Genomic DNA, 11,538 nt, shown 5'->3' on the forward strand with positions numbered 1-11,538 from the left:
CACAAACCGCCTTCAGAGGGAATCCCTTGGATGATTCTGCTCAGGCTGAAACCGCTCTAAATATTTTTTAGGGCTTCAGCAGCCTTGGGATCACTTTTTTGTAGGATATGTGTGTTTCACCCAAGTGAACTCCGTGCAAAATCTTATCAATGTCAAAAACATCAATGTAGTATGCGTTGCATAAGTCGCCATAAATTCCAGCCCTTACCACCATACCAGAGAGTGCATTCTTGGTAACATTAAATACAGGAGATCCGCTAACTCCCGTGAGTGAAGAAAATTAATGACTTTCAAATCTAGCAATCGCATGGCGAAGGGTAGTGTCACTTGTTTCTGGGCCGCTGTCTTGCATTTCAAGACAACAATAAACAGGGGCTATTTTTCCATCTATAATTGAGCTTTTTTCCTTTAAGGCTCCGTATACAAATATTTTATCTCGAATGGAGCTTGTCGCGATAGTGCCGCTATTAAATATATAGGCTGTGCCATCGAAAAAATTTGCATCTACGTCATCGCGAAAAGCCACCACGACCACATCGACTATGTCAGAGTCCTTTGCCTCTTCCTCCGGTGAGGTTATATAATAAATTTCACTAATTCCGGCAATTTTGTTGCCATGTTTTCTGTTCGTTATGTTAAGTTCCGCCCAGACAAAATCTCCCCGTACATGGGCGCACGTTATGGCGTAGATTTTGTTGCAATAATTAACAATGAATCCTGTACCGCCATGGGTGGCGTAAGGCCATTCCTCGCATTCAGTATCAAAAAAAACAAAACGTACCGCCTCAATTATTTCCTGTCGGATAAAAATACCAGATGGCAACATCTGATTGGGCATGGCGGACTCCGAAAGCATAACAATAAGGGCTGGCAAAGTGCGCACCCTGCCAGCCCCGCCCCTCAGAAGGGAAAACGTCAGTTTTCAACGGGCGCATCACGCATGGTGATTCGCTCGCTCACCCATTGATCCACCTCGGACAACAGCCACACGATGCGGCTGCAGCCAAGCCGTACCCGCTTGGGGAATTTGCCGGCCGTCTCCAGTCGCTGGATGTGCTGGGGTGAGCATGGGATGCCACAGACGGTCCGTAACTCCTTCTTCGACAAGAGCCGCTTTATCAAACCGAGTCATCGGATTTCTCCCTTGCGGGAGGCATCGCGACGCCTCGGTGGAAAAGCCGCACCGGATAGGCCGAAAAAGCGTATGCCTGTCGCGGACGGGAGTCGAGAGTTTCGCTCGCATTGGTCCATGCCCCGCCCCAGCTTAGGAGGCACAAACCAAGAACGGCAAACCTCGCCTCCGAGGTGCCCGGGGATTCGGGAGCGTTCCGCTATGCGCCCCGGATTTGAGTCGTGCCCCCGCTTGTGCCCCGAAGGCACTCCAAAAAGCATCAAGGCCCTGGCGGTTACCCGCCAGGGCCTTGAGAAATTTGGTGGGTGCACAAGGACTCGAACCTTGGGCCCGCTGATTAAGAGTCAGCTGCTCTACCAACTGAGCTATGCACCCGCAGTGCCTGCCATGGAGGCTGGAACCCCCCGGCAGAGGGCGGCTTTATATGTCGTTCGGACCGAGGGCGCAAGGGGAAAATTCACGCCTCCGCGACGGCGTTCGTCTCCTCTTTGCAACCGGTCTCTCCCGGCGTACAACTGCGGTCTGACAATACCCAGCCAAACCGGGGGAGCGTGGGAGATGAGCGAGAGCACGAAGTATCTGCTGCCGGAGGACCGGCTGCCCAAGGCCTGGTACAACCTGAACGCCGACCTGCCGGTACCGGTGCCGCCGCCGCTTCATCCCGGCACCGGCCAGCCCATCGGCCCTGACGACCTCGCCCCCATCTTTCCCATGGCGGTGATCGCCCAGGAGGTGACCACCGAACGCTGGGTCGAGATTCCCGAGCCGGTGCGCGACGTCTACAAGCTGTGGCGGCCGTCGCCGCTGGTCCGCGCCCGGCGGCTGGAAAAGGCGCTGGGCACCCCGGCCCGGATCTATTTCAAGTACGAGGGCGTCAGCCCGGCCGGCAGCCACAAGCCCAACACCTCGGTGCCGCAGGCCTTCTACAACAAGCAGGAAGGCGTCAAGCGGCTGTCGACCGAAACCGGCGCCGGCCAGTGGGGCTCGTCGCTGGCCTTCGCCGGCTCGCTGTTCGGGCTGGAGGTCGAGGTCTTCATGGTCAAGATTTCCTACAACCAGAAGCCCTATCGCCGCGCCCTGATGGAAACCTACGGCGCCACCTGCGTCGCCAGTCCGTCGACTCTGACCAATGCCGGCCGCGCCATCCTGGAGAAGGACCCCGAGTCCAGCGGCTCGCTGGGCATCGCCATCTCGGAGGCGGTCGAGGTCGCCGCGTCGCGCGACGACACCAAATACGCGCTGGGCAGCGTGCTGAACCACGTCTGCCTGCACCAGACGGTGATCGGCGAGGAAGCGATGATGCAGATGGAGATGGCCGGCGACCAGCCCGACATCGTCATCGCCTGCACCGGCGGCGGCTCCAACTTCGCCGGCCTCGCCTTCCCCTATATCCGCGAGAACCTGAAGGGAGCCAAGGTCCGGGTGATCGGCGTCGAGCCGGCGTCGTGCCCGACCCTGACCAAGGGCGTCTACGCCTATGATTTCGGCGACACCGGCCACCTGACCCCGCTGGTCAAGATGCACACCCTGGGGTCCACCTTCATGCCGCCGGGCTCGCACGCCGGCGGGCTGCGCTATCACGGCATGGCCCCCATGGTCAGCCACGTCAAGGACCAGGGACTGATGGAGGCCAGGGCCTATCACCAGACCGAATGCTTCGCCGCCGCGGTGCAGTTCGCCCGCGCCGAGGGCATCGTGCCGGCGCCGGAATCGTCGCACGCCGTCAAGGCCGCCATCGACGAGGCCCTGCGGCTCAAGGCCGAGGGCAAGACCGAGACCATCTTGTTCAACCTGTCGGGACACGGCCATTTCGACATGCAGGCCTATACCGACTATTTCGCCGGCAACCTGAAGGACAATACCTACGACCAGTCGGCGCTGGACGCCGCCCTGGCCGAATTGCCCAAGATCGGCTGACCGGACACGGGGGAGGACGGACCGGCCGTCCTCCTCCCCCCTCTCTCTTCCCCCCTTCCCAATTCCCTCCCGGAACGTCTCCCATGTGCGGTATCGCCGGCCTGATGACCGTCAACGCCGCCCCCGACGAGGGCGTGCTCGACCGGCTGGCCGAGGCGCTGGCCCATCGCGGTCCCGACGGGCGCGGCCGTCACCTTTCCGGCAATGTCGCCATGGTGCAGAACCGTCTGTCCATCATCGACCTGGAAGGCGGCCGCCAGCCCATCGTCGACGGCGAGGGCCGGGCCATCGTCGCCAACGGCGAGGTCTACAACTACCTGGAACTGAAATCGGACATGCCGGGACAGGCGTTCGCCACCGGCTCGGACTGCGAACCGCCGCTGCACCTTTATGCCCACCGGGGAACCGGATTCGCCCGCAGCCTGCGCGGCATGTACGCCATCGCCATCCACGACCCCGCCCGCGGACGGCTGGTGCTGACCCGCGACCCGTTCGGAATCAAGCCGCTCTATCTGGCGGAATCCCATCCCGGCCTGGCCTTCGCCTCGGAACCGCAGGCGCTGGTCCGGGCCGGACTGGTCAAGCCGGAGATCGACCCCCGGGCGCGGGCCGAACTGCTGCAACTGCAATTCACCACCGGACAGGCCACTATATTCAAAGGCATCCGCCGCATGGCGCCGGGCGAGACGGTGGTGGCCGAGCAGGGCTGCGTCCAGGACAGCCGCCGCCTTGCCGCCCTGCCGGCCGGCGCCCCCGAACCGGGCGGCATGGACGATCTGCTGGATCGCCTCGACGACGTCCTGACCGAATCGGTGGGCCTGCACCAGCGATCCGACGTGCCCTATGGCATGTTCCTGTCGGGCGGCATCGATTCCTCGGTGGTGCTGGCGCTGATGGCGCGGCTCAACCCTCGCGGGGTTCTGGCCTATACCGCCGGCTTTCCCGGAACCCAGGCCCATGACGAGCGCGAGCACGCCCGCGAACTGGCCCGCGCCACCGGCGCCCGCCATGTGGAGGTGGAATTCGGCGAGGCCGATTTCTGGTCGCTGCTGCCCCGCGTCGCCGCCTGCATGGACGACCCCGCCGCCGATTACGCCTGCCTTCCCACCTACAAGCTGGCCGCCGAGGCCGCCAAGGACGTCAAGGTCATCCTGTCGGGCGAGGGCGGCGACGAATTGTTCGCCGGCTATGGCCGCTATCGCCACGCCATGCGGCCGTGGCCGTTCGCCAAGCCCATGCGGCGGGGCGGCACCTTCGACGGCCTGGACGTGCTGCGCGACGGCGTCGCCCATGGCTGGCGCGACGGCATCCAGGCGGCGGAGCGGGCCGAGGCCGCCACCGGCCGCTCGGCGCTGCAACGGGCCCAGGCCGTCGATATCGCCGACTGGCTGCCCAACGACCTTCTGACCAAGGCCGACCGCTGCCTGATGGCCAACGGCATCGAGGGACGGGTCCCGTTCCTCGACCCGGTGGTCGCGGCCCTGGCCTTCCGCCTGCCTGACCATCTGAAGGTGCGCAAGGGGCTGGGCAAGTGGCTGCTGAGAAAATGGCTGGAAACCGCCCTGCCCGCCGCCCGCCCATTCGAAAGGAAGCGGGGATTCACCGTGCCGGTGGCGGAATGGATCGCCGCCCGCCCCGAGGTCGGGCAACTGGTCGCCGCCCAGCCCGGCATCGCCGAGATCTGCCGCCCCGGCCGGGTCGAGGCGCTGTTCCGGTCCGGCTCGAAGGATGCCGGCTTCGCCTGCTGGACCTTGCTGTTCTTCGCGTTGTGGCATAGGCGCCACATGCTCGGAAAGATGCCTCAAGGGGATGTTTTTTCCGAACTGGCTGATAAGGTATGATCATCATCAGTCCGGCGGAGAGCCCGATGACCTATGACCTGATCCTGCGCCACGGCGCCCTTGTCACCCCCAACGGCACCGAACGCGCCGACATCGGCGTGCGGGGCGGCCGCATCGCCACCATCGGCGACCTGACCCACGGCGTCACCGCCGAGGAGATCGACGCACGCGGCCTGACCGTGCTGCCCGGCGTCATCGACACCCAGGTCCATTTCCGCGAGCCGGGACTGGAGCACAAGGAGGACCTGGCGTCCGGGACCGCCGGCGCCGCCCAGGGCGGCGTCGTCGCCGTCTTCGAGATGCCCAACACCAAGCCGTCCACCACCACCGCCGAGGCCATCGCCGACAAGCTGGCCCGCGCCAGGGGCCGCGCCTGGGTCGACCATGCCTTCTTCCTGGGCGCCGCCGCCGACAACGTCGCCCGACTGGCCGAGTGGGAACGGATGCCCGGCTGCGCCGGCGTCAAGGTGTTCATGGGGTCCTCCACCGGCTCGCTGCTGGTGGCCGACGACGAAACGCTGGAGGCGGTGCTGCGCCAGGGATTCAGGCGCGTCGCCGTTCATTGCGAGGACGAGGGCCGGCTGGCCGAGCGGAAGCATCTTGCCGACAAGGCCGGCCATCCCCGCGCCCACGACCAGTGGCGCGACGCCGAGACGGCGCTGCTGGCGACGCGGCGGCTGGTCCGGCTGGCGGAATCGGCGCGGCGGCGCGTCCATGTGCTGCACGTCACCACCGCCGAGGAGATGGCGTTCCTGTCCGAGCACAAGGACCTGGCCACGGTCGAGACCACGCCGCAGCACCTGACCCTGGCGGCGCCGGAATGCTACGAGCGGCTGGGCACCTACGCCCAGATGAATCCGCCCATCCGCGACGCCCGCCACCGCGACGCCCTGTGGCAGGCCATCGCCGACGGCGTGGTGGACGTGCTGGGATCGGACCACGCGCCGCACACCCGCGACGAGAAGGACAAGCCCTATCCGCAAAGCCCGTCGGGCATGACCGGCGTCCAGACCCTGGTTCCCCTCATGCTCGACCATGTCAAGCAAGGCCGCCTCAGCCTGGAACGCTTCATCGACCTGACCAGCGCCGGCCCGGCCCGCGTCTACAACATCGCCGGCAAGGGCCGCATCGCCCTCGGCTACGACGCCGATTTCACCGTGGTCGACATGAAGGCGGAACGGACCATCACCAACGCCTGGATCGAAAGCCGCTGCGGCTGGACGCCGTTCGACGGCAAGCGGGTCACCGGCTGGCCGGTGGCGACCATCGTCAGGGGCCGCGTCGTGATGCGCGACGGCCAGTTGCTGGGCAGCCCGGCCGGCGAACCGGTCCGCTTCCAGGAGAGTCGGTAGCGGCATGCCCCACCGCCTCACCAACCGCAGGCTGGTGATCGGGTTGCTGGGGGCGCTGCTGCTGGCGCTGTGGGGATTCGTCGCCTACTGGTCGTGGTCGCAACGCCAGCACGTCATGCAAACCAGCACGGTGCTGCTGGAACAGTTGACCAGCGCGGTCGAGGAACAGACCATCCGCCTGTTCAAGCAGGCGGAAATATCGCTGGAGGTCTCGCGGCTGTGGATGGGCGACCATCCCAACCTCGACCCGGGCGAGGCCCCCGCCTTCATCGCCCTGGTGGACCGGCTGCGCCTGATCTCGGAGGGATTGCTGGACCTGCGCATGGTCAACCGGGCGGGCGGTCTCCACTACATCCCCAAGCGCGGCCCCAGGCCGCTGGCCGATGTCAGCGACCGCGACTATTTCAAGGCCCAGTCCGACCCCACCAGCCGCGGCTTCTTCGTCGGCGATCCGGTGATCAGCCGGGTTACCGGCAAGTGGGGCATTCCGGTCTCCATTCCCATCGACAAGGGCGGCGGCAACATCGGCGTGCTGTTCGCCGCCATGGAACTGGACCGCATCGCCCGCACCTTCGAGGCGGAACGCCTGAAGCCGGATGGCGCCATCTCGATCATGCGGACCGACGGCACCTTCCTGTTCCGGGTTCCGGCCGGACAGAACATCATCGGCCGTTCCATCGCCGGCACGCCGTCGTGGGACAACCATATTTCCGTGGCCTTGCGCGGCACCTACTACTCGGACGGCACCGCCGTCGGCACGCCGCCCAAGCTGGTCTCGTTCGCGAGGCTGCGGGACTATCCGCTGTACGTCACCGTCACCGCCGAGGTCGAGGACCTCCTGCATCCCTGGCGGCGCGAAACCTATACCCTGGTGACGATGGCGGCCCTGGTCACCCTGGCCAGCATGGCCTTCGCCGCCTTCCTGCTGCGGGCCATGAAGGCGGAGGAACGCGCCCAGCGGGAAACCCAGCGCGCCCACCGCGACGCCGAGCTGATCCTGTCCTCGGCGGGCGAGGGAATCTGCGGCATCGATGCCGACGGCCGGGTCGGCTTCATCAATCCAGCGGCCCGGCGGATGCTGGGCTGGGAACGCATAGACCCCATCGGCCGTTCACTGCACCAATCCATTCATCACAGCTATTCCGACGGCACCCCCTGCCACGAGACGGACTGCCCGGTCACCCTGACCCTGGCGGACGGCCAGACCCGCGAGATCGCCGGCGACACCTTCTGGCGAAACGACGGCAGCAATTTCCCGGTCGAGCTGATCGTTACCGGCGTCATCGACGAAAACGGCATCAACGGCGCCGTGCTGGTGTTCCGCGACATCACCCAGCGCCTGGAGACCGAGCACGCCTTGATGGCCCAGGCCGACGAGTTGGCCCGCTCCAACGCCGACCTTGAACAGTTCGCCTACGTGGCCTCCCACGACCTGCGTGAACCGCTGCGGCAGGTTGCCAGCTATGTCTCGCTGCTGGAACGGCGCTACGGCGAGCGGCTGGACGAGGACGGCATCGAATTCATCCGTTTCGCCCGCGACGGCGCCAAGCGCATGAACCAGTTGATCATCGACCTGCTCGAATTCTCGCGCATCGGCCACCAGTCCCAGGCAGAGGAGACGGTTCCGCTGGACGACGCGGTGGATCAGGCCATCTCGAATCTGGCGCCGCATATCGCCGAATCCGCCGCGTCGGTCGAGCGGAGCAACCACCTGCCGGTCATCCGCGCCGTTCGGGAAGACATGATCCGGCTGTTTCAGAACCTGATCGGCAACGCCCTGAAATACCGCGACTCAACCCGTTCGCCGGTGGTGCGGATCAGCGCGCGCCTGGAGGAAACCGACTGGGTGATCGAGGTTTCCGACAATGGCATCGGCATCTCGCCCGAATATCACGACAAGATTTTCGGAATCTTCCAGCGCCTGCATACCCGCGACAAGTTCGACGGCACCGGCATCGGGCTGGCCATCTGCAAGAAGATCATCGAACGCCTGGGCGGCCGCATCCGGCTCCACTCCATTCCGGGCCAGGGCAGCAGCTTCCACATCGTCCTGCCCCGGACCCTGGCTTGATCGCCATCAAGCGCTTCATCCCCGCCGAAGGGTAGACTCGGACCATCTCATTCGGGAAGAGGCCATCATGATCACCGAGGACGACATCTTCGAGGCGCTGCGCCAGGTCATCGACCCCGATATCGGCGTCAACATCGTCGATCTCGGGCTGGTGGAACGGGTCGCCATCGCGCCCGAGGGCATCTATGTCGACCTGATCATGACGACGCCGGCCTGCCCGCAAAGCGGCTACATCGCCGACGAATCGGAACGGGCGGTGCGAAGCGCCTGCAAGGACGCGCATCCGGTCAGCGTCCAGGTGGTGGACTCGCCGTTCTGGCAGCCCGACCGCATGTCGGACTCCGCCAAGAAGATCATGGGCTGGCCCGGCTGATGCCCGCAAGCCCGACCATGAGGCGACTTCCCCTGCTGGCCGCCGGCGGCGTGTCCCTGATCGCCGGCATGATCGCCGGCGAGGGCCGCCTGGGCTGGCCGGTGGGATCGGGCGACCTGATGGCGGCGCATGGCCCGCTGATGGTGTGCGGCTTCTTCGGAACCGTCATCGGTCTGGAACGCGCCGTCGCCCTGGGCAAACCCTGGGGATACATGGCGCCCGCCGCCACCGCCCTTGGCGGCATCGCCCTGATGGCGGGCTTTTTCCAGGCCGGCGCCCTGGCCCAAAGCCTGGGAAGCCTGGTCTTTGTCCTGATGAGCCTGGCGGTACTGGTCCGCCAGCGCGAGGTGTTCACCGCCGTGCTGAGCCTGGGCGGCGCCTGCTGGCTGATCGGCAACCTGCTGTGGCTGGCCGGCGCCCCGCCATCTGAGGTGGTGCCGCTATGGGCCGGATTCCTGGTTCTGACCATCGCCGGCGAGCGGCTGGAGCTGTCGCGCTTCCTGCCGCCATGGCGGTGGCGCACCCCGACCCTGCTGCCGGTTCTCGCGCTGCTGCTGGCCGGATGCGGCACGGCGGCGGCGGGCATGGCGGCAGCCTGGACCCTGTTCGGCCTGGGGCTGGTGCTGCTGACCCTGTGGTGCCTCAGGAACGACGTGGTCCGCCGCACCATCCGCCAGCCCGGCCTGACCCGCTATGTCGCCGTCTGCCTGCTGTCGGGCTACGGCTGGGCGGCGGTATCCGGCCTGCTGATGCTTGGCCTGGGATTGGGGGAAGGCGGCCCGCGGGCTGATGCCGCCCTGCATTCCCTGTTCGTCGGCTTCGTCTTCGCCATGGTGTTCGGCCACGCCCCGGTGATCCTGCCGGCGGTGCTGCGGGTGGCGGTGCCCTACAGGCCATGGTTCTACGGCCCGCTGATCTTGCTGCACGCCTCGCTGATCCTGCGGCTGGCGGGCGATCTCGCCGACCTTCACGCGGTCAGGCAGTGGGGCGGTCTGGCCAATGCGGCCGCCATCGTCGTATTCATCCTGACCATGCTGGCGACGGTGATCCGGGCGCGAAAGCCCGGATGAATTTTTGACCGGGCCACCTCGGCGTCCTGCCCCATGCTCACCATATCGGAACGAGAGCGAGTCAAGGAGGACGCCATGGCCGACAAGGTGGTGAAAAGCGATGCGGAATGGCGGGCGCTGCTGACGCCGGAGCAATACGCCGTCGCCCGCAGGAAGGCCACCGAGCCGCCGTACAGCGGCGCCTATTGCGGCACCGACACCCCCGGCACCTATGCCTGCGTCGCCTGCGGCCAGGAACTGTTCGCCTCGGAGGCCAAGTTCCATTCCGGCTGCGGCTGGCCCAGTTTCACCCGGCCGCTTTCGGCCAAGGCGGTGGCGGAGGAGGCGGACTTCTCCCACGGCATGAGCCGCACCGAGGTTCTGTGCGCCCGCTGCGACGCCCATCTCGGGCACGTGTTCGACGATGGCCCCGCCCCCGGCGGACTGCGCTACTGCATCAACTCGCTGGCGCTGACCTTGAAGCCGAGGTGACCCCTTCCGATGGCGTCAGACCCGGCCGATTTGCCGGGCAAGCGCCAGCAGCATGGCGTCGCCGCCACGCGGACCGATCAGCGACAGCCCGACCGGCAGCCCATCGGCCTTGCACAGCGGCAGGCTGATCTGCGGACAGCCGGCCATGCCGGCGATGGCGGTCAGGCTGACCATGCGGGTCCGAATGTCCCACAGCACCGAGCGCGGGCTGTGAACCGGCGGCGCGGTGACCGGCGTGGTCGGCAGCACCAGCACGGCATTGCCGGCCAGGGCGTCCAGCACCCACCGCCTGGCCCGCAGGCGAAAGCCGCGGGCGGCCGAGACGGTACGGTTGGAGACGCGGGCGCCGCGCAGGAAATTATCCGCTACCTCGAAGCCGAGGCGGGGATTGGACAGGTTGATCCATTCGCCGAAGGTCTCCCAGGCTTCGCGCCCCTGGATGGCGTTCTGGTGCTCCACCCAATCGGCCAGCGGCACCGGCGAGACACGGGTGCCGCGAACGATCGTCCCCACCGCGTCCCTGATGCGGGGCAGAGCCGCCTCGAAGGCGGCGGCGACCGACGGGTCCGAGGCCTCCAGCGCGTCTTCCAGCACCACCGCCTTGGCCGGATGGGAATCCTTGACCTTCTTGCGCAGCAGCACCTCGCCCATCCTGGCCAGGACGGCGGGATCGTCGGCCATCAGGCCGACGACGTCGAAGGTGTTGGACTGGCAGATGACGCCGTCGGCGGGAATGGCGCCCAGGGTCGGACGCAGGCCGTAAATGCCGCAGAACGAGGCCGGCACCCGGGTCGAGCCGGCGGTGTCGGTGCCCAGCGCCATGTCGCACAGGCCGCCGGCCACCGCCGCCGCCGATCCGCTGCTGGAGCCGCCGGGAACATGACCGGGGGCGCGGGGATTGTCGGGGGTTCCGTAATGGGCGTTGTCGCCGAAAATGCCGCGGCTCAATTCGTCGGTGATGGTCTTGCCCACCAGGCGTGCGCCGGATTCCAGCAAGGAGGCCACCGCCCAGGCGGTATGTCCGGCCGGTTCGGCCAGCCGCCGCCAGTCGGGATTGCCGGCGCCGGTGACATAGCCGGCGACATCGAACACATCCTTGGCGGCGAAGGTGAGGCCGGCGAGCGGACCCGACTTGGCGCCATCGATATAGACGTCGCCTCCCAGGGCGAAGGCGTTCAACGGATCATGCATGGCGATGCCCCTCACAAGGACGCGACGCGATCTGGAGCCTGGAGGGAGACCAAATCGCATCGACAACGGTGGATGGCAAAATAGCCGGAGCCGGTGTCCCGGTCCAGCGGATTGGACTTG

At 66.1% G+C, this 11,538-nt stretch carries 10 protein-coding genes and 1 tRNA gene; 7 read left to right on the forward strand and 4 right to left on the reverse strand.

All coding sequences use genetic code 11. The features are described from left to right. Window positions 1–280 precede the first annotated feature (280 nt). The 3 genes from MTBSS4_RS08075 to MTBSS4_RS08085 form a co-directional block, all read right to left on the reverse strand. The gene (locus MTBSS4_RS08075) at window positions 281–838 is read right to left on the reverse strand and encodes a hypothetical protein (RefSeq protein ID WP_173982892.1); all 558 of its coding nucleotides are present in this window, start codon (window positions 836–838) and stop codon (window positions 281–283) included. 77 nt (window positions 839–915) lie between these two features. Continuing rightward, a complete protein-coding gene (locus MTBSS4_RS08080; protein WP_173982893.1) occupies window positions 916–1,122 on the reverse strand; it encodes an AlpA family transcriptional regulator in 207 nt (68 codons plus the stop codon). 309 nt (window positions 1,123–1,431) lie between these two features. Next, window positions 1,432–1,507 (reverse strand) — tRNA-Lys (locus MTBSS4_RS08085). Between the two features lie 183 nt (window positions 1,508–1,690). Between MTBSS4_RS08085 and MTBSS4_RS08090 the strand changes: the two genes are divergently transcribed. The 7 genes from MTBSS4_RS08090 to msrB all read left to right on the forward strand — a co-directional run bounded on the left by MTBSS4_RS08090 (window position 1,691) and on the right by msrB (window position 10,227). Continuing rightward, entirely contained in the window at window positions 1,691–3,049 is a 1,359-nt protein-coding gene (locus tag MTBSS4_RS08090; RefSeq protein ID WP_173982894.1) for a TrpB-like pyridoxal phosphate-dependent enzyme, read from the forward strand. Window positions 3,050–3,132: 83 nt separating this feature from the next. After that, the gene (gene asnB, locus MTBSS4_RS08095) at window positions 3,133–4,890 is read left to right on the forward strand and encodes an asparagine synthase (glutamine-hydrolyzing) (RefSeq protein WP_173982895.1); all 1,758 of its coding nucleotides are present in this window, start codon (window positions 3,133–3,135) and stop codon (window positions 4,888–4,890) included. Window positions 4,891–4,916: 26 nt separating this feature from the next. Continuing rightward, window positions 4,917–6,242 carry a dihydroorotase gene (locus MTBSS4_RS08100; RefSeq protein ID WP_173982896.1) on the forward strand — a complete coding sequence of 442 codons (1,326 nt, stop codon included), beginning with the start codon at window positions 4,917–4,919 and terminating at the stop codon, window positions 6,240–6,242. Between the two features lie 4 nt (window positions 6,243–6,246). Continuing rightward, window positions 6,247–8,313: an ATP-binding protein gene (locus MTBSS4_RS08105; protein WP_173982897.1), complete on the forward strand. Its 2,067-nt coding sequence runs from the start codon at window positions 6,247–6,249 to the stop codon at window positions 8,311–8,313. A 67-nt stretch (window positions 8,314–8,380) separates the two neighbouring features. After that, a complete protein-coding gene (locus tag MTBSS4_RS08110; protein WP_173982898.1) occupies window positions 8,381–8,686 on the forward strand; it encodes a metal-sulfur cluster assembly factor in 306 nt (101 codons plus the stop codon). 17 nt (window positions 8,687–8,703) lie between these two features. Continuing rightward, window positions 8,704–9,756 (forward strand): hypothetical protein, encoded by a 1,053-nt coding sequence (locus tag MTBSS4_RS08115; protein ID WP_254432447.1) that lies wholly within the window; start codon window positions 8,704–8,706, stop codon window positions 9,754–9,756. A 75-nt stretch (window positions 9,757–9,831) separates the two neighbouring features. Next, window positions 9,832–10,227, forward strand: coding sequence for a peptide-methionine (R)-S-oxide reductase MsrB (msrB, locus tag MTBSS4_RS08120; protein WP_173982900.1), 396 nt, complete (start codon window positions 9,832–9,834; stop codon window positions 10,225–10,227). Window positions 10,228–10,242: 15 nt separating this feature from the next. Here the strand turns inward: msrB and MTBSS4_RS08125 are convergent, their stop codons facing one another. Next, on the reverse strand, window positions 10,243–11,418 hold the full coding sequence (locus tag MTBSS4_RS08125) for an amidase (RefSeq protein ID WP_173982901.1): 1,176 nt from the start codon (window positions 11,416–11,418) through the stop codon (window positions 10,243–10,245). Between the last annotated feature and the right edge of the window lie 120 nt (window positions 11,419–11,538).

The organism is Magnetospirillum sp. SS-4 (assembly GCF_902729425.1).
Classification (GTDB): domain Bacteria; phylum Pseudomonadota; class Alphaproteobacteria; order Rhodospirillales; family Magnetospirillaceae; genus Phaeospirillum.

Bases quoted from the DNA above. Each gene is read 5' to 3' on its own strand.
- MTBSS4_RS08090 (WP_173982894.1), top strand. From the start codon at position 1,691: ATGAGCGAGAGCACGAAGTATCTGCTGCCGGAGGACCGGCTGCCCAAG.
- msrB (WP_173982900.1), top strand. From the start codon at position 9,832: ATGGCCGACAAGGTGGTGAAAAGCGATGCGGAATGGCGGGCGCTGCTG.
- MTBSS4_RS08100 (WP_173982896.1), top strand. From the start codon at position 4,917: ATGACCTATGACCTGATCCTGCGCCACGGCGCCCTTGTCACCCCCAAC.
- MTBSS4_RS08125 (WP_173982901.1), bottom strand. From the start codon at position 11,418: ATGCATGATCCGTTGAACGCCTTCGCCCTGGGAGGCGACGTCTATATC.
- MTBSS4_RS08105 (WP_173982897.1), top strand. From the start codon at position 6,247: ATGCCCCACCGCCTCACCAACCGCAGGCTGGTGATCGGGTTGCTGGGG.
- MTBSS4_RS08115 (WP_254432447.1), top strand. From the start codon at position 8,704: ATGAGGCGACTTCCCCTGCTGGCCGCCGGCGGCGTGTCCCTGATCGCC.
- MTBSS4_RS08110 (WP_173982898.1), top strand. From the start codon at position 8,381: ATGATCACCGAGGACGACATCTTCGAGGCGCTGCGCCAGGTCATCGAC.
- asnB (WP_173982895.1), top strand. From the start codon at position 3,133: ATGTGCGGTATCGCCGGCCTGATGACCGTCAACGCCGCCCCCGACGAG.
- MTBSS4_RS08075 (WP_173982892.1), bottom strand. From the start codon at position 838: ATGCCCAATCAGATGTTGCCATCTGGTATTTTTATCCGACAGGAAATA.